Below are 26817 nucleotides of genomic sequence, written 5' to 3'. Positions count from 1 at the left end.
GACGGAAGGTTAAAACGGCTCACCGCTTGAACAATACCCCCTGCGATTGCTTGTCGCGATGATCGCCGCGCAATTCGGCATGTAGCGCACGACCGGCCTGAACGCCGGGGCGGGCGCTGACCGTTTCAAGCCAGCGTGCAAAATGGGGTTTGTCGTCCAGCACTTGTTGCTGCCCTTCCCACAGGCTCGCCCAGCCCCAGATCGACATGTCCGCAATCGAGTAGAAATCGCCCGCGACAAACTCATTCTCCGCCAGTCGGCGGTCGAGAACGCCGTAAAGCCGGCCGACCTCGGCGCGGTAGCGGTCTTTGGGGTAGGGCAGGTCCTGTGGTGGGTCCAGTTGCGGGGCGTATTTCAGAAAGTGATGCGCTTGCCCCGCCATGGGGCCGACGCCACCCATCTGCCACATCAGCCATTCCTCGACCGCGATCCGGTCACGCTCGGTTTCGCCGTAAAAACGCCCGGTCTTGCGGGCCAGATACATCAGGATCGCGCCGCTTTCGAACACGGAAACGGGCGCGCCGCCGGGGCCGTCGGGATCGACAATCGCAGGCATGCGGTTGTTGGGTGCGATCTTCAGAAACGCGGGGTCGAACTGGTCGCCTTTGCCGATGTTGATCAGGTGAGTCGTATAGGGCAACTCCATCTCTTCCAGCGCGATGGACACTTTCCAGCCATTCGGCGTGGGCCAGAAATACAGATCGATCATGATGTCTCCTCAGGTTGAGGAAATCATGAGGATTTCTGCGCAAACGGCAAGAGGGCTTGCGGGCGAGGCACCGCAAAAAGCCGTGACCAACGGCGGTTCGGCTGTTCGGGCACACCGTGCCGCAATGCGGTCAGGCTAAGGCGCTCGGGATCGCGCAGCAAAGTGTTGTAGGTGCGCAGAACGCCGGGCCGGGTATAGCTGGACCAGTGACAGATGCGCCGCTGCGGTGCCGCGAGGGGGAAGGTCAGCGTGGACAAGTGATCCACGGTCGCAGGGCAGTCGATCTGTAGCGTGACGGCATTGGGTGCGCTCAGACCGGCCCCGATGCTGCGATCACCCGGTGCAGGCGGCTGGATCAGCGTTTCGTAGAGGAAGTCGAACAGGTCGTTTTCGCGGCTGGTGATGTTGATGAATTCCGCCCGACGACCTGCGGCAGTCTGCAAGGCTTCAACGGCGCGCGATTGGTAGACGGCCCCGGTCAGCGAGACAATTCGGTTCAGCGCCCCCGGCTGAATGTGATGCAGCGCTTCCAGCGCCAGTTCTGTGCCCATCGAGTGTCCGATGAAGTGGATGGGGCGGTCGGGGTTCAGCCTGTGCATCTGTTGAATGACATCGGCCAGAACGCGCCCGGCTTCGACCGCGCGTCGCCGCGCTGTCCACAGCGGGCCGCGCGCGTCCCAGCCGAAGGCGATGGCCAGCCCTTCATCCCGGAACCCTGCGCCAAAGCCCAGATGTTGCGGCCAGCTGGGGCTGTACCACGGCATTGCTTTGGGGCGCAGCGACAGCATGTGAAGGTGCGGGCAGGCGTTGGGGTCATCGGGCCGGTATTTGTAGCCATGGGTCATGATGATGACCGGGCCGCTGGTGTGACGCGTTTGGCGCAAGACCCCAGTTATGGGTCGGGGGCTGCCGTGCAACCGGGCGTGTCCGTCGACAGCATTGATCCTGATTACTGGCATTGGCTCTGCCTCATACAAGATGTTGTGGTGCTGCTTTGTCATGACGCTATGACGCTTCGATGAATGAACGATTACAGAACCGTGACGTTGCCCCGGTCGGGGTTGACGAATTCGCGACTGCGGCGTAAGGGCAACAGCATCACGTGGCGATTTGTTACCGGATTGCGGGCCACGCTAAACAACACCGCTAAAAGGTCAGGATGAAAGGCCCCTTTCGCTTGACCGCGTCTGGGGTTTTTTTGATGCGCCTTGGGGATCAAGGCCGAAAGGAATGACATGAGCGAGAGCTGGAACAAACGCACCCAAGCCGTCCATGGCGGCATCCGTCGCAGTCAGTATAATGAAGTCAGCGAGGCGATCTTTCTGACCCAGGGCTTCGTCTATGACACCGCCGAACAGGCCGAGGGCCGGTTCCTGGAATGTGGCCCGGACGAGTTCATCTACGCACGTTACGGCAACCCGACCGTCTCGATCTTTGAGCAGCGCATTGCGGCGCTGGAAGGCGCCGAGGACGCGTTTGCCACCGCCTCGGGCATGGCGGCGGTCAACGGCGCGCTGACCTCGATGCTGAAGGCCGGTGATCATATCGTTTCGGCCAAAGCCTTGTTCGGATCCTGTTTGTACATCGTCGAAAACATCCTGACGCGTTTTGGCGTTGACGTGAGCTTTGTGGACGGCACCGATCTGGACCAGTGGAAGGCCGCAATCCGGCCCGAAACCAAGGCCGTGTTCTTCGAGTCCATGTCGAACCCGACGCTGGAAGTGATCGATATCGAGGCCGTGGCCCAACTGGCCCATGCGGTGGGTGCTCTGGTCGTGGTGGACAACGTGTTCTCGACCCCGGTGTTCTCGCGCGCGATCGAACAGGGCGCGGATGTCGTGATCTATTCGGCCACCAAACATATCGACGGGCAGGGGCGCGCGCTGGGCGGTGTCATTCTTGGCACGAAGGACTTCATTCGCGGCACGGTCGAGCCGTATATGAAGCACACCGGCGGTGCGCTGAGCCCGTTCAGTGCCTGGATCATGCTGAAAGGTCTGGAAACCATGGCGCTGCGGGTCAACGCTCAGGCCGCGTCCGCGCAGCAGATTGCCGAGGCGCTGGAAGGGCACCCGGCCTTGGACCGGACCCTGTACCCGGGTCTGAAGACTCATGCGCAGAACGATCTGGTACAGCGGCAGTTGGGTGGCAAAGGCGGCACCGTCCTGTCGCTGGACATCAAGGGTGGCAAGGATGCGGCGTTTGCGTTCCTGAACGCGATGACGATCCCTGTGATTTCGAACAATCTGGGTGACGCCAAGTCCATCGCGACCCATCCGGCCACAACCACGCATCAACGTCTTAGCGATGAACAGAAGGATGAGTTGGGCATCACACCCGGTCTGATCCGTCTGTCGGTTGGGCTTGAGGATGCAGGCGATCTTCTGGCCGATATTCAGAACGCGCTGAAAGCCTCGCAAGGTTAACAAGGCGCTGCCCGGGGGCCTGTCAGCCCCCGGATTTACTCTGCTGAATGGTTGTCAGCTGCATTCGCGGGCGGTTTTTGACTGAAAATGCCGCAAACGCGTCACTCATTTCGATCCGGACTGCTATTGCACGCGTAGTAGGTTTATCTGGCAAATAACTTGCCGTGGTATATATCAATGACGACCAATCGAGGAACCTCAGTCCATGAATGTTCACCCGCGCGACATTGACACCCCGGATCGTGATGAAGCTGCTGCTGCCCTGAAGGTGTTGCGGAAATGGGCCGAGACTGCGTCGTCGCTGGAAATCTCGCAGCTTGATCCGGCGGTTGCGCGTCTATTGCCGGGGACGGGTGCGGTGAATTATCCGACCCTTGCGCGGGACTATCCCGATGGCTTTGCCGTGGACGCCGCCTATCGTGCATCGCTGCCCGATCTGCAAAACGGCCCGTCCAGTCTGATCCGTGGCGCAAAGCAACAGATTCAGCATGTGGGGATTTCCAATTTCCGACTGCCGATCCGGTTCCACCGCAAGGACGGTGATGTCCTGACGCTGGAAACCTCGATCACCGGCACGGTGAGCCTTGAGGCCGAGAAAAAGGGCATCAACATGTCCCGGATCATGCGGTCTTTCTACAAACATACCGAGCGGACGTTCAGTTTCGAAGTGATGGAATCGGCGCTGAGCGATTATCTGACCGATCTGGACAGCTTTGACGCGCGTATCCAGATGCGGTTCTCCTATCCGATCAAGGTGAAAAGCCTGCGGTCGGGGCTGGAAGGGTACCAGTATTACGACATTGCGCTGGAACTGGTGGAACAGAACGGCGTTCGCCAGAAGATCATGCATCTGGACTATGTCTATTCGTCCACGTGCCCCTGTTCGCTGGAGCTGAGTGAACATGCAAGGTCTCAGCGCGGGCAGCTTGCAACGCCACACTCGCAACGGTCGGTCGCCCGGATTTCGGTTGTCGTGGATCGTGACGCGGATTGCCTGTGGTTCGAAGACCTGATCGAACTGTGCCGCCGCGCGGTTCCGACCGAAACACAGGTCATGGTCAAACGCGAGGACGAGCAGGCGTTTGCCGAATTGAACGCCGCCAACCCGATTTTCGTCGAGGATGCCGCGCGTCTGTTCTGCGCCGAGCTGCTGGCAGATCACCACGTCGGCGATTTCCGCGTGATTGCCAGCCATCAGGAAAGCCTTCACAGCCACGATGCGGTATCGGTTCTGACCGAAGGGCCGACATTCGAATCGGCCAGCCTTGATCCCAGATTGTTTGCGACTCTGTTCCACGTGGGATGAACCGCGGCCGGTAAGCGGCTGAAAATTCATCGCATAGTGCGACTACCAGCGTTTTTTCGCCGCAATGCAGCAGAAATGCTGCAATTGCGCAGTCGTTTGAGGTATGGATGGTCCTGAATGCAGCTGCGGCACGCCTGCGTACTGTGTGCGTGCCGCCCCGGAGGGACACCGAGACGTGCCACGCCTTGGACTGCAATACCCAACCTGCCGCCCGAGCGATCGGAGCGGGGCGGGTCTTACACTCTCACAGACCTGGCTGCATCGCTACTACAGGAGAGACATGTAATGAATCCGATTACCCAACCGCTGGAACTTCAGGCAGCGGCGTTTCGCGTGGCAGGTTACGCCATGGTGAGCCAAATCAAGATCATGCAGATCATGGCGCGTTCGGCGTTGGAACTGCCCATGGCCCCGGTCCACGCGTTGCACAATACGGCATCCAAACCCGCTCCGGCAGAGGCCAAGCCCGTTGCGACCAAACCGGTTGCCAAGCGTGCAGCGGCGACCCCGGTCAAGAAACCTGCGGCGGCCAAGCCCAAATCGGCACCTGCGGCCAAGTTTACCGCGAAACCACGCGCTGTGGCCAAACCGGCTGTGAAGCCCGAAGCTGAGGCGAAAGCACCCGGCAAAGCCGCAGCGCCCGCGCCGAAACTTGCGGCACCTGTTGCAAAGACCACCGAGGCAAAGCCGGCACCCGCAAAGCAAGCTGCAGCGAAACCTACGCCGGAAAAAACGGTGGTGGTCAAAACTGCGCCCAAGACTCCGGCTGCCAAACCCGCCCCACGCAAAGCAGCGGTCGCAAAAACCGCGCCCAAGGCCAAAACTGCCCAAGCGCCGAAACCTGCGGCCAAGCCTGTTCAGGCGGCTCCGGCAAAAGCGCCCGAGACGGCAAAACCTGCCGCTTCCGAGGCGCCTAAGCCGCAGGCACGCCGCACCCGGGCGCCTTCAAAACCACCGGTGATGCCGCAACCTGTTGCAAAATCCGACGAGTAATCGCGGATCATCGGCTTGACACGGTCGGGCAGGCGCGCCAACGCTGCGCCTCATGATGGACATTCGCCCGGTCGGATATGTGATTGGCTTGCTGGTCGCCATTCTTGGGGCGACCATGCTGTTTCCTATGCTCGCGGACCTGATCGAAGGGCGCGGCGAATGGTATGTATTCCTGGAAAGCGCGATCATCACCATGCTGACCGGGTCGGTTCTGGCCATGAGCTGCTCGAACGGGGTGGGCGAGGGGCTGACCATCCGGCAGACCTTTGTGCTGACAACCGGCGTCTGGGTCGCGCTGCCGGTCTTTGGCGCGATCCCGTTTCTGTTCGGTGAAACGGAACTGCGCTTTGTCGACGCGTATTTCGAGGCGATGTCCGGCCTGACGACCACAGGCTCGACCGTAATATCCGGGCTGGATGATCTGCCACAGGGCCTTTTGTTGTGGCGCGGCATCCTGCAATGGTTGGGCGGCATCGGCATCATCGTTGTCGCCATGGTGTTCCTGCCCGAGCTGCGCGTGGGTGGGATGCAGATCTTCCGCTCGGAAGGGTTTGAAACCATGGGAAAAATCCTGCCGCGCGCGCAAGAGATTGCGGGCCAGATTTCCCTGATCTACGTGTTTCTGACACTGGCGTGCGGACTGGTGTACGCCAGCTTCGGGATGAGCTTCTTTGACGCCACAGTTCATTCCATGACCACCATCGCAACGGGTGGCTTTTCGAACTACGATTCCTCGTTCGCGACCTTCACCGGTCCGGCGGAATATGCGGCCTCGGTGTTCATGATCCTCGCCGCGCTGCCGTTTGTCCGCTATGTGCAATTGGCCAACGGCAAGACCAACTCACTTTGGCAGGACAGTCAGATCAAGGCGTTTCTGGCGACGATCTTCGTTCTGGTCGTTGTCATGGCCGTCTTCCTGATGTCCGTCTTTCCGCACCACTGGGAGCGCGCCTTCCGCGAGTCGCTGTTCAACATCACCTCGATCATCTCGGGCACCGGCTATGCCAGCGTCAACTACATGACCTGGGGCAGTTTCCCGGTGATGCTGTTTTTCCTGATCGGCCTGATCGGCGGCTGCGCGGGCTCGACCGCCTGTTCGATCAAGGTGTTCCGGTACCAGTTGCTGTTTGCATCGATCAAAACTCAGATCCGGCGCATCCGGTCCCCGCATGGGGTGTTCATGCCGCTTTACGACGGACGCCCTGTCAGCCGCGATGTCCTGACTTCGGTCATGAGTTTCTTCATGTTCTTCGTGTTGTCCATGGGCGTCCTGTCCTGGGCGCTGGCCCTGACCGGTTTGGATTTCATAACATCGGTCTCGGGGGCGGCGACAGCACTGGCCAACGTGGGGCCGGGGCTGGGCGATCAGATCGGTCCGGCGGGTAATTTTGCCGGGCTGAACGACTCGGCGAAATGGCTGCTGACCATCGGCATGCTGGTCGGACGGCTTGAGTTGCTGGCCGTTTACGCAATCTTCACCGTTCAATTTTGGAGAAGCTGATGAAAAGAGCTCTTGGCGCGCAGATCTCGCATATGCTCAGGGATCGTGGCGTTGACGTGATCTTTGGTATTCCCGGAGTTCACAATCAGGAAATGTACCGCGGCATCGAAGAGGCCGGGATCAACCATGTTCTGGCCCGGCACGAGCAGGGGGCAGGCTTCATGGCCGACGGATATGCGCGCGCGACGGGCAAGCCGGGCGTGGCTTATGTGATCACCGGGCCGGGTCTGTGCAATACCATGACGCCTATGGGGCAGGCCTATAGCGACTCGGTGCCCATGCTGGTTCTGTCCTCTTGTCTGGACGAGACACACGCGCAGCGGGGGCAATTGCATCAGATGAAGGATCAGCAAGGGGCGGCGGGTACAGTCGCCGATTGGTCCGCACAGGCGAATACCGCGCAGGCCGCCTATGGCTTGATCGAACGCGCATTTGAAGAATTCGAACTGTCGCGGCCCCGCCCCAAGCACATTCAGGTGCCGATCGTACAGCTTGAGGCGGATGCCGATCCGGCCCCGTTTCCGAACCAACCCGCGCTGCGGACCAAGGCTTTGCCGCCGGATGTGGCGCCGGTAGTGTCCTTGCTGAACATCGCGAAACGCCCCTTGTTCATTCTGGGTGGCGGATGCCGGTCGAATGACTGGCGGCAGATTTTGACGCAGGTGGGTGCGGCTTGTTTCACCACCTATGCCGGACGTGGCATGGTTGGCGCGAACTATCCCCTGGACTTCGGCTCGATGTTGCCGCGCCCCGGCAGCGCCGAGGTGATCGCCTCGGCCGATTTGGTCATCGCAGTGGGGGCTGAACTGGGTGAGGTTGATCTTTGGCGGAAAGAGCTGGGGCACTCGGCCACTTTGATCCGCGTCGATCTGGACCCCGAGGTGCTGTCAGACCATCACCGCGCTGCAATCAAGATTCAGGCGGATAGCACAAGCTTTGCCCGCGCCCTTTGGGTCGCCACCGAAGACGCGAATCCGGCCACGGGCTGGACGCAGGAAGAGGTGGCCGAGGCGCGCGCCCGTTGGCGGGCCGAGGTTGATGCCGAACGTCCGGGCATCGTACCGATCCTTGACGCTCTGCGCGCCACGATGCCCGCCGACACGATGATCTATTCCGATATGACCCAGTTTGCCTATGTCGCGAAAGAGGTCTGGGATATGGCCTATCCCCATCACTGGCACCACCCAACCGGCTTTGGCACCTTGGGCTATGGCCTGCCAGCGGGGATTGGCGGGGCTGTGGCGCGGCGAGGCAAACCAACCGCTGTGATCGCCGGGGATTACGGGTTTCACTATACGATGCAGGAACTGGGCGTCGCGGTCGAACTGGGCCTGTCGCTGCCGATCATCCTGTGGGACAACGGCAAGTTGAAAGAGATTGAGGACAGCATGGTCCGCAGTCAGATCGCGCCGAATGCGGTCGTGGCGCGCAATCCCGATTTCTGCAAACTGGCCGAGGCGTTTGGGGCACGGTCCGCCGCGCCCGGCACTCTGGCTGCACTGCAGGAGGCGGTGAAGGCCGCGTTCGATGCGCCGGTTCCAACGCTGATCCACGTCACGCCGGAGATCCTGAAATAAGAAAACGCCGCAGAAATCTGCGGCGTTTCTTTTTCTGCGGATAGGGCTGGGATCAGTCCCAGCAATGAACCAGAACAGTCATTCCCGTTGCGCGGCGGTTCAATTCGTTCGGCGAGATTTGCGTTGCCTCTTCAGGGCCGGACTGACCGGAAACGCCTGCCTGTGTCAGAACGTCCGTCAAACGGTCCGCGGTCGCCGCAAGGCTGACCGAGGCGGGCAGGGTGCGTCCTTCGGTGGGTGTCGGCAGCAACATGCCCACCACATTGCCGCTGTCGTTGAACACGGGGCCTCCGGCATCGCCGGGCTGGGCGTTCAGGGCCAGACGTTTGACCCCTTCTTCACCGTTCAGACCACGAACATCCGCGATTTGCCCATAGGTCAGGGTCGGGGCGCCCAGTGCGCCCTGATAGGAATACCCGGACACCGCCACTTCGGACTGAATGCGCGGTGTGCCTGCGCTGAAGGCGGCAACGCTCATCGGGGCCAGGCTTTGGTTGGGGCGCAAGACAGAAACACCCAGATCGGTATCGGTCCAGGCGACCTGAACCTCCTGATCGCCATCCAGTGTGATCCGGGTGCAATTGTCCGCTGCCTCGGACACGGTCAGCACCGCGCCGCTTGTGTCGGCAAAAAAGCCCGAGCGGGACAGGCGCGGTTTGCGCACTTGCAGGCCCGAAACCAGATCGATCCGCTGATCCAAATTGGCCCCGGCGGTTGCGTCCAGAACCGCGTCGGTGGTCGCAAAGCTGGACGCCATGGCCGCCAGAACGCGCAGGCGGCGCGCCTCATCGCCTTCGGGCCAGACCAGCGTGAATCCTTTGATCCGCCCGTCGTCCAGCTTGGCTTGCGTGAACGAAACAACGCCATTGCCGCGCCCTTCCAGCGAGAACCGGTCGCCGCGCAGCTCGCGCGGGCCATCCAGCGGTACGATTTCCAGCGATTGCATCACCTCATACAACGCGCGCAGCGTGGATCTGTCGCCTTCCTGAGAAATCAGCAGCGCCTTGGCTCCGATATCCGAACCAGACTTGAAATGGGCAAAGGGGGCTTCGTAGCGATCAAACGCCAATGCCTGCAAAGGCATGTCCATCGCAATACCGGCCTTATCGTCCACATATTGCGCCATGCCAACGCTGATCAGCGGCGCGTTGTAGTCATCAATCAGCGCCTTGCGCTGCAAGGTGGTCAGAACGCCTGTCGGCTCATAGCCGTTAAAGCGCTGCCAGTCGCCCATCGACCGGCGGGTGCCTTGCCCGAATGCTCCGTCGATGGTCGAGTTATAGAACCCTGCGGCCTGTAGCGCGGTTTGCAGGTCCTTCCGTTCCTGCGCGCTCAGCAGCCGTTCGGATTGCAGCGCCTGCGCGCGGGTTTCGTCGGACGCCTGCGGTGTCACCTCGGACAGGTTTTGTTCCGGCTGCGGTTCGGGCTCTACCGGTGGTGTGGCGATTCCACGGTCCAGCAGGTTGGCGCCGACCGGCCAGAACTGCTGACCAAAGGCGCTGGAGAATGCGATGAAGCTGTCGCGGGGGATTTCCCCTTCGGCGCGGTAGACGCGCAGAACCTGTTCGGCATCGCTGCGGGCGTAAGGCCCAATGACGATGGCGTACCAGCCGCTGTTCAGACGAAACCCGTTCACATCGGGCAGGGCGCTGGCGTAAACCTGCGCGCGCTCCTGCGCCTCGCGCAAGGAAGGCTGAGCCTCGACCTGTACCCAAACGCCCTGGTCTTGCTGAGCGGATGCGGCGTGCAGGCCGAATAGAAGAAACAAAAGAAATGCCGTTAAAACTCGTGTCATTGTCTGCCCGTTTATGCAGTGTTGGTGCTTTGGCGCAGAATACGCGATTTCGTCCTTCAAATGCCATGGCGGGAATACGGGGAATTTACGGTGTGGCCGTGCAGATACAGCATGGGGCCATTGGCCCGTTGACGCCCCTTGGCCCCTTGCATAGGAAGGGCAAAACCGACCGGAACAGGGCGCAAGCGACGCCCAAAGGGAATGTCATGACCGAACCGTCCAGCGCACCTCGTTCTTTTCAGGAAATTATCCTGCGGCTTCAGACCTATTGGGCGTCCAAGGGCTGTGCGATCCTGCAACCCTACGACATGGAGGTCGGGGCAGGGACCTTCCATCCGGCGACCACCTTGCGCGCGCTGGGATCCAAGGCCTGGGCCGCGGCCTATGTGCAGCCCTCGCGCCGCCCGACCGACGGGCGGTACGGTGAGAACCCGAACCGGTTGCAGCATTACTACCAGTATCAGGTGCTGATCAAACCCAGCCCGCCGGATCTGCAAGAGCTGTATCTGGGCTCGCTGCAGGCCATCGGCATCGATATGGACCTGCACGACATCCGGTTCGTCGAGGATGACTGGGAAAGCCCCACCCTGGGCGCCTGGGGGCTGGGATGGGAGGTCTGGTGCGACGGGATGGAGGTCAGCCAGTTCACCTATTTCCAACAGGTCGGCGGCCATGACTGCGCCCCGGTCTCGGGCGAGCTGACCTATGGGTTGGAACGTCTGGCGATGTATGTGCTGGGCATCGATCACGTGATGGACATGCCGTTCAACGACCCGCAATCCCCCAGTCCGCTGACCTATGGCGACATCTTCAAACAGACCGAAGAGGAATACGCCCGCTGGAATTTCGATGTCGCCAATATCGAGGTCCTGTTGCGCCATTTCGAAGAGGCCGAGGCCGAATGCGCCGCCATTCTGGCGCAGGAACATGACGATCCGAAAACCGGCAAGCGCATCATCATGGCGCATCCCGCCTATGATCAGTGCATCAAGGCGTCGCATATCTTCAACCTGCTGGACGCGCGCGGCGTAATCTCGGTGACCGAACGGCAGGCCTATATCGGGCGCGTGCGGGCCCTAGCCAAACAATGCGCGGATGCCTTTGTTCAGACCGAGGCCGCAGGGCACGCGGCCTGATGCGTCCAACGGGAAACACGACCTCAAGGGTCACAGGGATTTGGTGACCTTGGCCTGAGAGTTGGACAGCGGGCGACGGGCGGACTGTACTGTCCCGTAGCACGCGCTACCTCTGCAATACCTGAGAAAGACTGCGAACGAGGGACCTTCAAAACATGACTGGCAAATTGCTCGCCATCCTTCTTCTGGTGTCCGCCGCGCTTGCGGGCGGCGGGATGTATTATTTGCAGGTCTATGGGTTCTATTACGATGTCGCACCATCGCCAGGTGAGGACGTGGCGCTGCTGGTCGACGGGGCCGATGCACCGGTTGCGATCGAATATTCGGGTTTTCAGGCGATCGACGCCGACAGTTCTCCGATCCGGTTTCGGGCCTGTTTCGACACCGATCTGACGCTGGATGAGTTGCAATCGACGTACCAGTTGGCGGACGAGGCGACCCCCCTGACCGCGCCGGGCTGGTTTGATTGTTACGATGCGGTCGCTCTGGCAGATGCTCTGAAATCCGGTCAGGCGCAGGCATTCATCGGGCAGAAGAATATCCACTATGGTGTGGATCGGATCGTGGCTGTCACACAGGATGGCAAAGGTTACATCTGGCACGCGCTGAACAATTGTGGCGAAAAGGCCTATGACGGCACCGTTGTAGGCGAAGAATGCCCGCCCCGGCCTGAAAGTTAAAACGCCATGGACGCGCAGACCCTGCAGATCCCGGATTTTCTAACGGCGACGCTGGGCTTCGCGGTCTACCTGATCGGGGCCGAGGTCAACGCTCGGGTCGCGGCGCTGCGCCAGTTCAACATCCCCGAGCCGGTGACCGGAGGTCTGTTGGCGTCTCTTGTCGTTCTGGGGCTGTATCTTCTGTTCGATCTGGAACTCGGCTTCGGCCTCGCGGCCCGTGATTTCCTGTTGGTTGTGTTCTTTGCCGGGATCGGCCTGAATGCGCGGCTGTCTGATTTGATTGCAGGCGGCAAGCCACTGTTTTTGCTTCTTGTTCTGACGCTTGCGACCATCATCTTCCAGAACGTGATTGGTGCTGCCGGGGCGGTGACGTTCGGCTATCCCGCGCAGGCCGGGGTGCTGTTTGGCTCAGCCTCCCTGATCGGCGGGCACGGAACGGCGATTGCCTGGGCCCCGGATGTGGCCGAAGTGACTGGCCTGGACGGTGCGACCGAGTTGGGTGTCGCGGTGGCGACCCTTGGCCTTGTTCTTGCCGCGCTTGTCGGCGGGCCGATTGCGCGGGTTCTGGTCGAGGGCCGGAACCTGCAACCGGCGCGCCCGGATGAGGAACACACAATCGGCCTTCCCGATGATGCGGACGAGCGCAATTCCAAGATCGATCACCTGACGATCATGCGCGTCCTTCTGCACCTCAACCTCGCGATCATCTTCGGATATGTGCTGAGCGAGGCGATCACGGCCGCCGGGTTGAAACTACCGCTGTTTGTTCCGTGCCTGATCATGGGAATCGTGATCGTCAACCTACGCGACTGGATTGCCCCGAATGCACCGCAAGTGTCGCGCACACCTTCGCTGGCGTTGATCTCGGAATTCTCGCTGGGCGCGTTTCTGGCCATGTCGCTGATGAGCCTGCAGCTTTGGACAATCGCGGAACTGGGGCTGGCCATCGTCGTCATCATGACGGCGCAAACCCTGTTTGCCGTCGTCTTTGTGATCTGGGTTCTGTTCCCCGTCATGGGCTCGAACTACCGCGCCGCCGTGCTTGCAGCAGGGTTCGGGGGCTTCGCCCTTGGCGCAACCCCCACCGCGATTGCCAATATGACCGCCGTAACCAAGCGATATGGCCCGTCGCCTATTGCCTTTATCGTGCTGCCCCTTGTATCCGCATTCTTTGTGGATATCGCCAATGCCATCGTCATCCAGACGATCGTTTCATTCTAAGGACCGAAAATGCCCGACCTGCTGATCGAACTGTTTTCCGAGGAGATCCCCGCGCGTATGCAGACCCGCGCCGGTGAGGACCTGAAAAAGCGGATCACCGATGGTCTGGTCGAGGCCGGTCTGACCTATGCCGGGGCCGCCGCCCTGACCACGCCCCGCCGCCTGACACTGGCGGTCGAAGGGCTGCTGGCTGAAAGTCCGACGATCCGCGAGGAACGCAAAGGCCCCAAGGTAGGCGCGCCGGACAAAGCGATCGAGGGCTTCCTGCGTGGCGCGGGCCTGACCCGCGACCAGCTTGAGGAGCGTGACACGCCCAAGGGCGCAGTCTATTTCGCGACCATCGAAAAAGCCGGGCGTCCGGCGGCCGAAATCGTGGCCGAGGTGCTTGAGGCGACCATCCGCAACTTCCCCTGGCCCAAGTCGATGCGCTGGGGCAGTGGCCCGATGCGCTGGGTGCGGCCTTTGCACTCGATCCTCTGCATTCTAAATGATGAGACCGGCGCACAGGTCGTGCCGTTGGAGGTCGAAGGGATTACTTCCGGCGATACCACCGCCGGTCACCGTTTCATGGCTCCGGCCCGGTTCTCGGTTTCGTCTTTCGAAGACTACGCCGCTCAACTGAAACGCGCGTTCGTAGTCCTATCGCCCGGCGAGCGCGCCGAGCATATCTGGAACGACGCCCAGAACATGGCCTTTGCCGCCGGTCTGGAAGTGGTCGAGGATAAGGGCCTGCTGGCCGAGGTTGCCGGGCTGGTCGAATGGCCCGTGGTGCTGATGGGGCAGATCGACGAGGAATTCTTGGAGTTGCCGCCCGAAGTGCTGCAGACCTCGATGAAAGAGCATCAGAAGTTCTTTTCCGTGAGGAACCCCAAGACCGGTCGGATCGAACGTTTCATCACCGTCGCCAACCGCGAAACCGCCGACAATGGCGCGACCATTCTGGCGGGGAACCAGAAGGTGCTGTCGGCCCGTCTGGCCGATGCGAAATTCTTCTGGGAGAACGACCTGCGCGTCGCCAAATCGGACATCGCCCAATGGACCCGCGCGCTGGAGAATGTGACCTTCCACAACAAGCTGGGCACACAGGCCGAGCGCATCGACCGCATCGCCGCACTGGCCCGCGAACTGGCTCCGGTGACCGGAGCGGATGCCGATCAGGCCGAAAAAGCCGCACGTCTGGCCAAGGCCGATCTGAGTTCCGAGATGGTCTATGAATTCCCCGAGCTTCAGGGGCTTATGGGGCGGTATTACATCGAAGCCGCAGGCGAAGACGCCGCCGTGGCCGCTGTGGCGCAGGAACATTACTCACCGCTTGGCCCGTCAGATGACGTGCCGACCGCACCGCTCTCGGTGACCGTGGCGTTGGCCGATAAGCTGGACACGCTGTCCGGGTTCTGGGCGATTGATGAGAAGCCGACCGGTTCGAAAGACCCGTTTGCCCTGCGCCGTGCGGCGTTGGGGGTTATTCGGTTGGTTTTGGAGAACGAGCTTTCTTCGTCACTTCGGGGCGACCTTCGCTATAGTCTTTTTTCCGTTGCGGTTGTCAATGCAGAGAAATACCGGTTTGCTCACTCGGTTCAGCATCCGGACGATGAAGAGCAATTCATCTTCGTCCCTTTCTGGGATGATGCGGGGATAGAATTCGATGGGCGGGTGCCCGTTGACATTGCTTTTTCGAAGGGTGAAATTGTTGAAACTGAATGGTCTCGAAAATCGCAATCTTTCGACTATAGTGACTTTCGGCAACTTCCCCCAGTGGAAGAACTCGTCGATGACCTTCTCTCCTTCTTCCACGATCGCCTCAAAGTCTTCCTCCGCGACGAGGGCATCCGCCACGACATCATCGACGCCTGTATCGCGATGGAGGGGAATGACGACCTCAACCTGCTGGTCAAACGCGCCCGTGCTCTGAACGCGGTGATCGCGACCGAGGATGGGGAAAACCTCGTGCAGGGCTTCAAACGCGCCAACAATATTCTGACGCAAGCCGAGGAGAAGGACGGGGTGGAATACTCCTACGGTGCGGATGTGAAATTTGCCGAGACGGAGAGCGAAAAGGCGCTGTTTGCCGCGCTGGATCAGGCGCAGGCGCAGATTGATCCGGCGCTGAAGGCCGAGGATTTCCCGACCGCCATGGCCGCAATGGCCGCGCTGCGCGGGCCGGTCGATGCGTTCTTTGAGGATGTGCAGGTCAACACCGACAACGACAACCTGCGCCGCAACCGTTTGAACCTGCTCAGCCAGATCCGCACGATCTGTTCCAGCGTCGCCGACTTGACAAAGATCGAAGGCTAACACACCGGGCGCGCGGCCTTGCGCGCCCAAATCACCCTTGCGCAAGGGGTAAAGCTGCCTATGCTGCGGTGAAACCAAAAGGTGCCGCAGTGCAGAATAACCCGCATACCACGCTCATCACGCCCAAAGCGCCCATCGCTGCCAATACACATGGCGGCCGGGCGAAATGTCTGCAACGTCTGGTCCGGCTTGAGATGCCGGTGCCGCGCACGGTGGCGTTGTCTTTCGATGCAGTTCACCGCATTGCGGAAGGGCAGGTGCCGGATATCGCGGCCATTCTGGACCAGTTTGACGAAGACGCCCTGCTGTGCGTGCGGCCCAGTTCGGAAGATCCGGATTGGGGTGGTCCGGGGGCTATCCTGAATATTGGTATGAACGAAGCCCGATACGGCGATTTAGCGGAAAAGATGGGGTCCGAGGCCGCCGCAGCCTTGTCGCTGCGATTTGTGCAAAGCTATGCCATTCACGTGGCGCGTCTGGATGCCGACGTATTTGACGATATCGATACCGTCGGTATGGACGGATTGCGGGACAGTCTGCGCGCCTATGAAGATGAGACCGACGAGGCCTTTCCGCAGGATCGGGGCGAGCAGTTGGTGGGCGTCCTGCGCTCGATGGCGCGGGCATGGGACGGAACGTCGGCCCGGTTGCTGCGTCAGGCCAAAGGGGCCCCGGCAGATGCGGGGCTTGGGCTGGTCATTCAGGAAATGATCCCCGGCGTGGGGCAGGGTGAATGCGGCTCGGGCGTGTTGCAACTGGTTGATTCCACAACCGGAATGCCCCAGATCACGGGGCGGTATCTGAGCCAGAGTCAGGGGCGCGATGCGCTGGGCGAAGGTGTCTCGGCGCTGTATCTTGAGAAGGACCCGCGGGGGCAGTCGCTGGAAGAGGTGGCGCCTAAGGCTTTTGCCGACCTGAAGGCACAGGCCGCATTGATGCGCGGGAAGCTGCGCGAGGAAATGCAGGTCGAGTTCGTGATTGAAAACGGCCACGTGCACATTCTGGACGGTGTGCGTGTGCAGCGGTCCGCGCGTGCGGCGATGCGGATTGCCGTTCGGTTGGCCGAAGACGGGATCATCCCGCAGCAAGAGGCGGTAATGCGGGTTGATCCCCACGCGCTGAACGAGCTGCTGCACCGTCAGGTCCATCCCGAGGCCGAGCGTGATGTGCTGACTACGGCGATTGGCGCAAGTCCCGGAGCCTCGACCGGGAAGATCGTGTTTACCGCCGCCGAAGCGCAGGCCAGCGCGGCGCGGGGCGAGGCCTGTGTTCTGGTCCGCCGCGAAACCTCGCCCGAGGATGTGCGCGGGATGCACGCCGCCGTGGCCGTGCTGACCGAGAAGGGCGGCATGACCAGCCATGCGGCGGTGATCGGGCGTGGTCTGGGCCTGCCCTGTATCGTCGGCGCGTCCGACATCCGCTTTCAGACCAAGAAGAAAATGCTGACCGCCCCGGATGGGCGCGTGTTCAAAACCGGGGACGTGCTGACCATTGACGGAAGCTCGGGGCAGGTTCTGGCCGGGCAACCCGCGATGCTGGAAGCCGCTTTGGACGATTGTTTTCAAACGCTTATGGGCTGGGCCGACGCCGAGCGCGATATCGAGATACGCGCCAACGCCGATACGCCAGCCGATGCACAAACCGCCCGGAACTTTCAGGCGCAGGGCATTGGTCTGTGCCGGACCGAGCATATGTTCTTTGATCCCGGCCGTCTGATCGTGATGCGCGAGATGATCTTTGCGCAAACATCGTCCGGGCGTGAGGCTGTGCTGGAACGTCTGTTGCCCATGCAGCGCGAGGATTTCGTGCAACTGTTCCGCATCATGGAAGGTCAACCGGTCTGCATCCGCCTGTTCGACCCACCTTTGCACGAATTCCTGCCGACCACCCGCAGTGGCCAGCGCGAACTGGCCGAGGCGCTGGATTTGCCGGTCTCGGATGTGGAACGCCGGGTTGCTGCGATGACCGAATATAACCCGATGCTGGGCCTGCGCGGTGTGCGTCTGGGTGTGACCGTGCCCGAAATCTATGACATGCAGGCCCGCGCGATCTTTGAGGCGACGTTGGAGGCCAGCAAAAACGGCGCCCCCGTGGTGCCCGAGGTGATGATCCCATTGGTGTCGGCCAAGCGCGAGGTCGAACTGGTGAAATCCCGCATCGACTCGGTCGCGGCAGCGGTTGCGGCAGAGCAGGGGCAGGAGTTTGAATACCGTCTGGGCGTCATGGTGGAAACGCCGCGCGCCTGCCTGCGGGCCGAGGAAATCGCCCCCAGCACCGCCTTTTTGAGCTTCGGCACCAATGACTTGACCCAAATGACCTATGGACTGTCGCGTGACGACGCAGGGCGTTTCATGTCGGCTTATGTCCGTCAGGGTGTGTTCACCGAAGATCCGTTTCACGTGCTGGACCCCGATGGCGTGGGTGAATTGCTGAAACTCGGGGCCGAACGGGGGCGTCTGGCAAAACCCGATGTGACGCTTTCGGTGTGCGGCGAGCATGGCGGAAATCCCGAATCAATCGCGATTTGTCGGGACCTCGGCTTTGACTATGTGTCCTGTTCCCCCTTCCGAGTACCGGTCGCTCGGCTGGCTGCCGCTCAACTGGCGATTTCGTCCAGACTTGGGGGTTGACAGCGCCATTTAACCCAAGGATTAGTGGGTTTCAGGCGAACTTGTGGCGGAAAAAATCTTCCCCACGAGCGATTTTCCACTTGCTTTTCCTTCGGTTCTGGACGTTTGCGCCGGACTGCGCTAAATGCCTCGTCGCGCCCGCCGGGGGAGGGTTAGGCGCGAGAAGTGCCTGTGCGAGGTTATCTGATGCTACGTTACATAATGGCTGTTGCCACATTGGCAGCAACCGTGCTGCCAAGTGCGTCCTTCGCCGAGAGGGAAGCAACCGATTCCGCCAAGGAAGAACTTGTCGCCCGCAACGAATTGCCGGCGCAAAGTTTCCGTGACTATTTCAAACTGTTCCAGCCTCGGAAGCCGGCTGCGCCGGTCGAAGTTTCCTACTCGAAGGACTGGCTGGATCAGCAACCCAAAGCAACCGGGGACGAGAACTGGAAGTGTCTGTCCGAGGCGCTGTACTTCGAAGCCCGCGGTGAAAGCGTGCGGGGACAGTTTGCCGTGGCTGAAGTGATCCTGAACCGGGTCAAAAGCAGCCGTTTCCCTGACAGCCTGTGCGGTGTGATCCGTCAGGGCACCGGGAAGAAATACCAGTGCCAGTTCACCTATACCTGCGATGGCCGCAAAGAGGTGATCCACGAAAAGAAAGCCTTTGAGCGTGTGTCGAAAGTCGCGCGGGCCGCGATGGACGGGATTGCAAAGGAACTGACCGAAGGCGCGACCCATTATCACACGACCGCGGTGCGCCCATCCTGGTCACGCGTCTACAAGCAGACCGCGCGGATCGGTGTGCACATCTTCTACCGCCACAACTATCGGACGGCGAGCAACTGATTGACGCACCCGCGCTGGAAGCTTGATGGCGCGGGGCGAGTTGCAGTCTATATTGCGGGCCAGGAGGCCCGTAATGCCATTCAACAGAAGACGATTTTTGCAAACCGCTGCAGCGGCTTCGCTTTTGCCGGCTGCGGTCAGGGCGAACGTCCCACATCTTGAGGCGCGTGTTACAAGTCAACAGCTTGCGCCTGTCGGGTTTCCTGAAACCGAAGTCTGGAGCTATGGAGGCTCGGTTCCGGGCGAGACGCTCAGATACAATCGGGGAACGCGCGTCCAGCAACGCTTTGTGAACAGACTTCCGCAGCCGAGTTCGGTTCATTGGCACGGAATTCGAATAGACAACGCGATGGACGGTGTACCGGGTTTGACGCAAGACGTCGTCGAAGCTGACGGGGCTTTCAAGTATGAATTCGTCGTCCCCGATGCGGGCACATATTGGTACCACGCCCATAACCGGTCGATGGAGCAGGTTGCCCGCGGGCTATACGGTCCCTTGATCGTTGATGAGGTCGTACCACCCGATGTCGATCAGGATCTGATCCTGATGCTGGATGACTGGCGGCTCGACCCGGAAACGGCTCAGATTGCCGACGATTTCAACAACGGCCACGACCTAAGCCATGCCGGACGCCTTGGAAACATTGTCACTGTTAACGGCTCGTTCGATCCGGCCTTTCCGGTGCGTCGAAACGAACGGCTCAGGCTCCGGCTGATCAATGCCTCGAACGCTCGGATCTACGATCTGGACTTGGATGGCCTTACGGGCTGGATTGTCGCTCTGGACGGGATGCCGCTGGAAGTGCCGCTTGCCCTGAGCGGGTCCTTCCCACTGGCCCCGGCGCAAAGGGCGGATTTGATCGTTGACGTTGTGGCTGATGGGCCGACCGCAAGCCTTGTAAGTGTTGAACGCGACGGGGCATTTGGATTGGCGCGTTTCGACATCGGCGGTCTGTCCGCCAACGCTCAACGAACGGACATAGTCGCGCTACCGCCTAATCCCCTGCCGGAAATCGCTGGGATTGACGATGCCCCGCTGCATCGAATGCGTCTGCAGGGCGGGGCCATGAGGTGGTTGGAAAGCGCTCGGATTGGTGAGACCGACCTGTCAGGGCGCGAGTTGGCGCAGTTGGGGCGATTCTGGGCATTGAACGGATATGCCGAACGTCCGTCGGATCCTTTTCTCGATGCGTCTCTGGGTAGCCTTCACAGGATCGAGTTCGTGAACGAGACCGCATTCCCCCATGCGATGCACCTGCATGGCCACCACTTCCGGCTTGTTTTGGACGACGGCGCGCTGGGTCCGTGGCGCGATACGGTTCTGATCGAGAGGGGACAAACCCGTCAAATCGCGTTATTTGCCGATAATCCCGGTGATTGGCTGTTGCATTGCCATATGCTGGGACATGCCGCCGCGGGTATGATGAGTTGGTTTCGCGTCACCTGACGCCGCAATCAGCGGCTGGAATGGCGCTTGTGTGAGTGTTATAGCCCCTCGGACCGCCTAAATTAGGCGAACTGTTCTGCAAGCCCGAGAAGGCCTGACCCATGAGTTCTGAAATCCGCCTTGCCTTTGCGCACCCGTCCGAGCGGTCCGAGGCGACCTCGCCCCGGGGGCCGTTGGATCGCATCTCATTGCGTGACCACACTGTCGAGGTTGAAATTGGGGCCTTTCAGGCCGAGCGCGGCACGACGCAGCGCATCTGCTTTAACATCGTGGTCGAGGTGCGCCCGCTGACCTCGGATATTGACGACGATGTGGACCGTATCCTGTCCTATGACCGCGTGACCGAGGCCATCGCCTATGAACTGGCGGCTGAACGCCTGAACCTGCTTGAAACGCTCGCCGAGCGCGTGGCCGAGCGCATCCTGCTGGAACCTCAGGCCGTTCGGGTTTTCGTGCGGATCGAAAAGCTGGATCGGGGTCCCGGCGCGCTGGGGGTAGAGATCGTACGCGGCAAGGACGCCGTTCATCATGACGTTGTTGAAGAAGAACGCCCGCATCCGCGCCTTGTGTTCCTGTCCAATGACGCGATTGCGTCGGGCAATCTGAAAGGCTGGATCGATCAGCTGGAAAATCGTCAGCGCCCGCTGATCCTGTGCGTCGGGGCCTCGGATCTGGCTGCGCCGCAGACCGGCCATGCCATGACGCAGCGCCGGATCGATCTGCTGTCCATCGAACAAAACGCCTGGGTTCTGGCCGCGCGGGATCATCGCTGTGTCGTCGTCTCGACTCGGACCGAGCTGGATTGGGCCATGAAAAACGGCCAGATCTGCGTCTGGGCCCCGTCCAAGATCGTTCTGGATGCGGTGGACGGCCCATCCGCCGCGCCGTCGGACGCGGTTGCTCTGGCCGCGTGGTTTGCCGCGACGTTTGAAGCCAGTGAGATGATGGTGATCGGTGGCGAGCTGCCGAAAGAACCCAAGACGCCCCTGCGCGCCGTCGCCGTCGATCAGGCGCAGTTGTGAGCCATTATTACCGACCGCTGGTTCAGCACGGCCCGGCCCGCCCGGATGGTGCAGTGTCTTTGGCCGGTCAGGCGTTGTGGTTCACACATGCGGAAGCCCTGTCGCGGTTGGATGCGCCCAAGGTCGTCCCGGCGGCTGAAATTCCAGCCGATGTTTTGCAACGCCTCAGCCGCCAGCGTGCAGCAATATCCGGTCTGGACATGGCGCAGCCGCATATCATGGGCATCCTGAACGCGACACCTGACAGCTTTTCGGATGGCGGCGTTCACAGCTCGGTCGAGGGTGCGCGGGCAGGGGCCGCTGACATGGTGGCGCAAGGCGCGACCATTCTGGACATTGGCGGAGAATCGACCCGCCCCGGTGCAGATTTTGTCCCAGAAGCGGAAGAGATCGCCCGCACGCGCCCGCTGATCGAAGCGATTCGGGCGGAAACGGAAGCCTTGATCTCAATCGACACCCGCAAGGCCGCAGTGGCCAAGGCCGCCTGCGCCGCCGGGGCAGGTTTGGTCAACGATGTCTCGGGCTTTACCTTCGATCCGGACCTCGCGCCGTTTTGCGCTGAATTGGGCGCGCCGGTTTGTGTCATGCATATGCAAGGCGACCCGGCCACGATGCAGGACAATCCCGAATACGACAACGTTGTGCTGGATGTTTACGATTTCCTCGAAGGTCAGATCGCGCGGCTGGAAACACTGGGTCTGAGCCGCGATCTGATCATTGTCGACCCGGGTATCGGCTTTGGCAAAACCGAACAGCACAATCTGGACCTTCTGCGCAACCTCAGCCTGTTTCACGGGTTGGGCTGTCCGATCCTTCTGGGCGTGTCGCGCAAGGGGTTCATCGGGTCCATCGGGAAAGAGCCGCAAAAAACTGCGCGCGCTCCGGGATCAATTGCCCTTGCTCTGGACGGATTGTCCCAAGGTGTGCAGATCATTCGCGTGCATGACGTGGCCGAGACAGCTCAGGCCTTGCGTCTATGGGCTGCGGTCCGGTAATCCGGTCGCAAACATTTTTGTGAGGGGTAGAAGATGCGCAAGCTGTTCGGAACTGACGGTGTGCGGGGCACAGCCAATACACATCCGATGACAGCGGAAATGGCCTTGCGCATCGGGGCCGCCGTGGGGCGGTATTTCCGTCGCGATGCCTCGGGCGTGCACCGTGTGGTGATCGGTAAGGACACGCGCTTGTCGGGCTATATGCTGGAAAACGCGCTGACTGCTGGTTTGACCTCGACGGGGATGAACGTGCTGCTGCTGGGGCCGGTACCGACGCCTGCCGTTGGGCTGATGACCCAATCCATGCGCGCCGATCTGGGCGTGATGATCTCGGCCAGTCATAACCCGGCGGAAGATAACGGCATCAAGTTCTTTGGGCCCGATGGGTTTAAACTGTCCGATCAGGCCGAGTTGGAAATCGAACGGCTGATCGAGGAAGGCGTTAAACCCGCGCAGGCCCAGAATATCGGACGCGCGCGCCGCGTGGACGATGCCCGGTTTCGCTATGGCGAGCGGATCAAATCCTCGCTGCCCCGCGATGTGAAGCTGGATGGCTTGAAAGTCGTGATCGACTGCGCCAACGGCGCGGCGCACCGCACTGCGCCCGAGGTATTGTGGGAATTGGGCGCCGAGGTGATCCCGGTCGGTGTCGCGCCGAACGGCAAGAACATCAACCTCAATTGCGGATCGACCAAGCCTCAGCTTGCCGCCGAGACCGTGGTGGCGCATGGCGCGCATGTGGGGGTCTGTCTGGACGGGGATGCCGACCGCGTTGTGGTTATCGATGAAAACGGTGACGTGGCCGATGGCGATCAGCTGATGGCCTTGCTGGCCTCGGCTTGGGCTGCATCCGGTCAGTTGAAAGGCGACGCGCTGGTTGCGACTGTCATGTCCAATCTCGGATTGGAGCGTCACCTGCAATCGCAAGGCCTGCGTCTGGAACGCACGGCCGTCGGCGACCGCTATGTGGTCGAGCGGATGCGTGAAGGCGGTTTCAATCTGGGTGGTGAGCAATCGGGCCATATCGTCATGAGCGACTATGCCACCACAGGTGATGGTTTGATGGCCGGGCTGCACTTTTTGGCCGAGATGGTACTGTCCGGGCGATCAGCCTCGGATCTGGCGCAGCAATTCGAGACCGTGCCGCAATTGTTGAAGAATGTCCGCTATGGCGAGGGGCAAATGCCGCTTGAAGCGCAAAGCGTCAAAGCTGCCATTGCCGATGCCGAGGCGCGCCTGAACGGGCAGGGCCGCTTGCTGATCCGAAAATCCGGCACGGAACCGTTGATCCGGGTGATGGCCGAGTGCGAAGATGACGCGCTGTTGTCTCAGGTCGTCGACAGCATCGTGTCCGAGGTCGAAGCCGCAACAGGCTAGCGCCCGGTCAGCAGTTTTCGCAGACTGAACCACTGGCTGATGGCCAGTCCGGTCAGAATCATGGCCAGTGCGATGAAGAAACGCAGGGGCAAGGCCTCGGATAGGACCAATGCGCCGAACACCATCGACCAGATTGGCACCTGATAATTGACCAGTGTCAGAAAGACCGACCCTGCGCTGCGAATGATCGATACGCGCAGAAGCGTGGCAAAGGCGGTGGGCAAAAGGCCTAGGATGATGATCGCAAGGCCCGGGCGCGTGCCTTCCCATGTTGGGAGGCCTTCGGTCACCAACATCAGCGGCACCAGGCATACTGCGCCGACGACCAGCGTCAGCGCGGCCAGCGTGACAGGGTCAATGGGCGGGCAACGACGGGTGAAGATCGAAGCCACCGAGTAACACAGCGCCGCCCCGATACAGGCGAGTTGCGCCAACGGTTCGAACCCTTGGCCGATCTGGGTCAAGCCGGGGCCGATCAGAACCAGAGCCCCGGCAAAGCCGAGAGAGACCCCGAAAATGCGGCGCGCATTCATCGGCTCATCCGAAAAGAAATGCGCCAGCGGCAGCACCATCAGTGGGATCGCCGCCATGGACAGGCCTGCGAAGGCCGAGGGCACGTATTGCTGGCCCCAACTAAGCATCATGAACGGAATTGCGGTCGACAACAGCCCGATGATGACGATTGCGCCCCATAGGGCGCGGTCCGGTCCGGGTATCCTGCGACCAGTGGCTGCCATCAGGCCCAGCAGGGTGACCGCACCCAGCGTTGTGCGCGCCGTTGCCACTGTGACGGGCCCATAGCCTTCCAGCGCCATGGCCACGACCATGAACGTACCGCCCCATATGAGGCCGAGTGTCAGGACGCCGCTCCAGTCGCGGTAATCGGGTTCTTGCACCATAAACCCCCCATATCCTTTGATTTTGCCGATGTCACGCGCCCGAGATTGACAAAGCGTTAGTTTTTACTTACCGTAAGTAATGGCTTACCAAGATGCATTTACCGCTCTGGGCGACCCGACTCGTCGGAAAGTGTTCGAAGCAGTTGCAGCCCGGCCCTGCGCGGTTGGGGCTCTGGCTGACACGCTACCTGTCAGCCGCCCGGCGGTGTCGCAGCATCTGAAGGTTCTGTCGGATGCGGGATTGGTCGGGTGCCGGTCGGAAGGGACGCGCCGGATTTACTTTGCCCGGCCTGACGGCTTGGCAGAAATGCGCGCCTGGCTGGATCGATACTGGTCGGATGTGCTGGACAGTTTTGCGACAGAGATCAATCGGGAAGGGCGAGATACATGACTGATCCAATCGTCAAAACCGTGGTTGTGAACGCCGCGCCGGATCGCGCCTTTGAGGTCTTTGTGCATCGCATCGCAAGCTGGTGGCCGATGGATGGTCACGCGGTGTCGGCCTCGAAGGGACAACCGGCGCTGGCCGTCACGATCGAGCCTTGGGTTGGTGGCGCAGTGTTCGAAACGATGTATGACGGCGAAAGGGCCGATTGGGGCACGGTGTTGGAATATGAAGAGGGGCACCGCCTGGCCTTCACCTGGCATCCGGGCACCAACAAGGACACCCCCACGCGGGTTGATGTCGCGTTTGAAAGGGTCGGTGCGAACCAAACTCAAGTGACCCTGACCCATTCCGGCTGGGAGGTCTGGGCCGAAGCCGCCGCAGACAAGCGAGGCGGTTACGATTCGGGCTGGGATTTTGTGTTGGGCGAGTGCTTTGCGACAGCATGCGCTGCATAGAAAAGGGCGGCCCGTTAAAGGCCGCCCCAGTGCTGATGGATATCAGACTTAGTTCTTTTCCTGATCGACCAGTTTGCCAGCCGAAATCCACGGCATCATGCCGCGCAGCTTGGCGCCGGTTTCTTCGATCAGGTGCTCGTCATTGGCGCGACGCGAAGCTTTCAGGGTCGGCTGGCCGACCTGATTTTCCAGCATGAAGTCGCGGACAAACTTGCCCTGCTGGATGTCGTTCAGAACCTCTTTCATCGCTTTCTTGGTCTGCTCGTAGGGCAGGATGCGCGGGCCGGTGACGTACTGGCCGTACTCGGCAGTGTTCGAGATCGAGTAATCCATGTTAGCGATGCCGCCTTCGTAGATCAGGTCAACGATCAGCTTCACCTCGTGCAGACACTCGAAATAGGCCATCTCGGGCGCATAGCCTGCTTCGACCAGGGTTTCAAAGCCGCAGCGGATCAGCTCAACCAGACCGCCGCACAGAACGGCCTGCTCACCGAACAGGTCGGTTTCGCACTCTTCGCGAAAGTTGGTTTCGATGATGCCCGAACGGCCGCCACCAATGGCCGAGCAGTAGGACAGGCCGATTTCCAGCGCTTTGCCGGTTGCGTCGGTGTCAACGGCCACCAGACAGGGCACGCCGCCGCCTTTGACGTATTCGCCACGCACGGTGTGGCCGGGGCCTTTGGGGGCCATCATGATGACGTCAACGCCTTCTTTCGGCTCGATCAGGCCAAAGTGAACGTTCAGGCCGTGGGCAAATGCAATGGCCGAGCCGGGCTTGATGTTGTCATGCACGTATTTCTTGTAGGTCTCGGCCTGCAGTTCGTCGGGCATGGTGAACATGATGACGTCACACCAGGCTGCCGCCTCGGCGATGCCCATGACCTGCAAACCTTCGGCTTCGGCTTTCTTGGCCGAGGCAGAGCCTTCGCGCAGAGCGACGACCAGGTTTTTTGCGCCCGAGTCGCGCAGGTTCAGCGCGTGGGCGTGACCTTGCGAACCATAGCCCAGGATGGCCACTTTTTTGTCTTTGATCAGGTTGATGTCGCAATCGCGATCGTAATAGACGCGCATTTTGCCGGTCCTTTCTGTTTCGATTGCTGCGCTTTTACCCGGGTGTTTTGCGATTGGCGAGCGTAT

The 26817-nt window shown here is 60.9% G+C and carries 22 protein-coding genes and 1 riboswitch; of the genes, 17 read left to right on the top strand and 5 right to left on the bottom strand.

Translation table 11 applies throughout. From position 1 onward, the window contains the following. Window positions 1-19 precede the first annotated feature (19 nt). A complete protein-coding gene (locus ACR0MO_RS05265; protein WP_480890033.1) occupies window positions 20-709 on the bottom strand; it encodes a glutathione S-transferase N-terminal domain-containing protein in 690 nt (229 codons plus the stop codon). A 23-nt stretch (window positions 710-732) separates the two neighbouring features. Next, window positions 733-1668 (bottom strand): DUF726 domain-containing protein, encoded by a 936-nt coding sequence (locus ACR0MO_RS05260; RefSeq protein ID WP_480890031.1) that lies wholly within the window; start codon window positions 1666-1668, stop codon window positions 733-735. Window positions 1669-1801: 133 nt separating this feature from the next. Next, window positions 1802-1879, top strand: a riboswitch (SAM riboswitch). Between the two features lie 65 nt (window positions 1880-1944). On the opposite strand from ACR0MO_RS05260, the gene metZ reads away from it, so the two are divergent. From metZ to ACR0MO_RS05235, 5 genes are all read left to right on the top strand, one after another. Continuing rightward, on the top strand, window positions 1945-3135 hold the full coding sequence (gene metZ / locus ACR0MO_RS05255) for an O-succinylhomoserine sulfhydrylase (RefSeq protein ID WP_480890029.1): 1191 nt from the start codon (window positions 1945-1947) through the stop codon (window positions 3133-3135). Between the two features lie 205 nt (window positions 3136-3340). Next, window positions 3341-4441, top strand: a complete 1101-nt coding sequence (folE2, locus tag ACR0MO_RS05250) for a GTP cyclohydrolase FolE2 (RefSeq protein WP_170451469.1) — start codon at window positions 3341-3343, stop codon at window positions 4439-4441. A gap of 285 nt (window positions 4442-4726) precedes the next feature. Continuing rightward, on the top strand, window positions 4727-5434 hold the full coding sequence (locus ACR0MO_RS05245; protein WP_170451467.1) for a hypothetical protein: 708 nt from the start codon (window positions 4727-4729) through the stop codon (window positions 5432-5434). 52 nt (window positions 5435-5486) lie between these two features. Beyond that, window positions 5487-6935: a TrkH family potassium uptake protein gene (locus tag ACR0MO_RS05240; protein ID WP_170451465.1), complete on the top strand. Its 1449-nt coding sequence runs from the start codon at window positions 5487-5489 to the stop codon at window positions 6933-6935. Next, window positions 6935-8512: a 5-guanidino-2-oxopentanoate decarboxylase gene (locus ACR0MO_RS05235; RefSeq protein WP_480890026.1), complete on the top strand. Its 1578-nt coding sequence runs from the start codon at window positions 6935-6937 to the stop codon at window positions 8510-8512. The genes ACR0MO_RS05240 and ACR0MO_RS05235 overlap by 1 nt, the downstream gene beginning before the upstream one ends. Before the next feature lie 52 nt (window positions 8513-8564). Here the strand turns inward: ACR0MO_RS05235 and ACR0MO_RS05230 are convergent, their stop codons facing one another. Continuing rightward, window positions 8565-10307, bottom strand: coding sequence for a serine protease (locus ACR0MO_RS05230; protein ID WP_480890024.1), 1743 nt, complete (start codon window positions 10305-10307; stop codon window positions 8565-8567). A 206-nt stretch (window positions 10308-10513) separates the two neighbouring features. Here ACR0MO_RS05230 and ACR0MO_RS05225 point away from each other — a divergent pair, with 206 nt between their 5' ends. The 10 genes from ACR0MO_RS05225 (at window position 10514) to glmM (ending at window position 23938) form a co-directional block, all read left to right on the top strand. Further along, window positions 10514-11443 (top strand): glycine--tRNA ligase subunit alpha, encoded by a 930-nt coding sequence (locus tag ACR0MO_RS05225; RefSeq protein ID WP_480890021.1) that lies wholly within the window; start codon window positions 10514-10516, stop codon window positions 11441-11443. A 155-nt stretch (window positions 11444-11598) separates the two neighbouring features. After that, a complete protein-coding gene (locus ACR0MO_RS05220; protein WP_170451459.1) occupies window positions 11599-12123 on the top strand; it encodes a DUF6446 family protein in 525 nt (174 codons plus the stop codon). A gap of 6 nt (window positions 12124-12129) precedes the next feature. After that, window positions 12130-13344: a sodium/glutamate symporter gene (gene gltS, locus ACR0MO_RS05215; RefSeq protein ID WP_480890019.1), complete on the top strand. Its 1215-nt coding sequence runs from the start codon at window positions 12130-12132 to the stop codon at window positions 13342-13344. Window positions 13345-13353: 9 nt separating this feature from the next. After that, window positions 13354-15639: a glycine--tRNA ligase subunit beta gene (gene glyS, locus ACR0MO_RS05210; RefSeq protein WP_480890016.1), complete on the top strand. Its 2286-nt coding sequence runs from the start codon at window positions 13354-13356 to the stop codon at window positions 15637-15639. A gap of 68 nt (window positions 15640-15707) precedes the next feature. Beyond that, the gene (locus ACR0MO_RS05205) at window positions 15708-18269 is read left to right on the top strand and encodes a putative PEP-binding protein (RefSeq protein WP_480890014.1); all 2562 of its coding nucleotides are present in this window, start codon (window positions 15708-15710) and stop codon (window positions 18267-18269) included. Window positions 18270-18455: 186 nt separating this feature from the next. Next, window positions 18456-19097 (top strand): cell wall hydrolase, encoded by a 642-nt coding sequence (locus tag ACR0MO_RS05200; RefSeq protein WP_170621610.1) that lies wholly within the window; start codon window positions 18456-18458, stop codon window positions 19095-19097. A 73-nt stretch (window positions 19098-19170) separates the two neighbouring features. Next, entirely contained in the window at window positions 19171-20544 is a 1374-nt protein-coding gene (locus ACR0MO_RS05195) for a multicopper oxidase family protein (RefSeq protein ID WP_480890010.1), read from the top strand. A gap of 101 nt (window positions 20545-20645) precedes the next feature. Then, entirely contained in the window at window positions 20646-21566 is a 921-nt protein-coding gene (locus ACR0MO_RS05190) for a dihydroneopterin aldolase (RefSeq protein WP_170517894.1), read from the top strand. After that, window positions 21563-22561 carry a dihydropteroate synthase gene (gene folP, locus ACR0MO_RS05185; protein ID WP_170451448.1) on the top strand — a complete coding sequence of 333 codons (999 nt, stop codon included), beginning with the start codon at window positions 21563-21565 and terminating at the stop codon, window positions 22559-22561. Before ACR0MO_RS05190 ends, folP begins: the two co-directional genes overlap by 4 nt. Window positions 22562-22594: 33 nt before the next feature. Further along, on the top strand, window positions 22595-23938 hold the full coding sequence (glmM, locus tag ACR0MO_RS05180) for a phosphoglucosamine mutase (protein ID WP_170451446.1): 1344 nt from the start codon (window positions 22595-22597) through the stop codon (window positions 23936-23938). Here the strand turns inward: glmM and ACR0MO_RS05175 are convergent. Beyond that, the gene (locus tag ACR0MO_RS05175) at window positions 23935-24837 is read right to left on the bottom strand and encodes a DMT family transporter (RefSeq protein ID WP_170621613.1); all 903 of its coding nucleotides are present in this window, start codon (window positions 24835-24837) and stop codon (window positions 23935-23937) included. The genes glmM and ACR0MO_RS05175 overlap by 4 nt on opposite strands. Window positions 24838-24916: 79 nt before the next feature. On the opposite strand from ACR0MO_RS05175, the gene ACR0MO_RS05170 reads away from it, so the two are divergent. Further along, complete coding sequence (locus tag ACR0MO_RS05170) at window positions 24917-25228, top strand: metalloregulator ArsR/SmtB family transcription factor (RefSeq protein WP_170451442.1); 312 nt, start codon at window positions 24917-24919, stop codon at window positions 25226-25228. After that, window positions 25225-25680, top strand: coding sequence for an SRPBCC domain-containing protein (locus ACR0MO_RS05165; protein WP_170451441.1), 456 nt, complete (start codon window positions 25225-25227; stop codon window positions 25678-25680). Before ACR0MO_RS05170 ends, ACR0MO_RS05165 begins: the two co-directional genes overlap by 4 nt. A 48-nt stretch (window positions 25681-25728) precedes the next feature. Here ACR0MO_RS05165 and ilvC read toward each other — a convergent pair whose 3' ends face one another. Next, window positions 25729-26751, bottom strand: coding sequence for a ketol-acid reductoisomerase (ilvC, locus tag ACR0MO_RS05160; RefSeq protein WP_170451439.1), 1023 nt, complete (start codon window positions 26749-26751; stop codon window positions 25729-25731). Window positions 26752-26817 lie beyond the last annotated feature (66 nt).

It is taken from the genome of Ruegeria sp. K5 (genome assembly GCF_056531805.1).
Note: the sequence above shows the minus strand (reverse complement) of the source record. Positions and strands in the feature narration are given on the sequence as shown.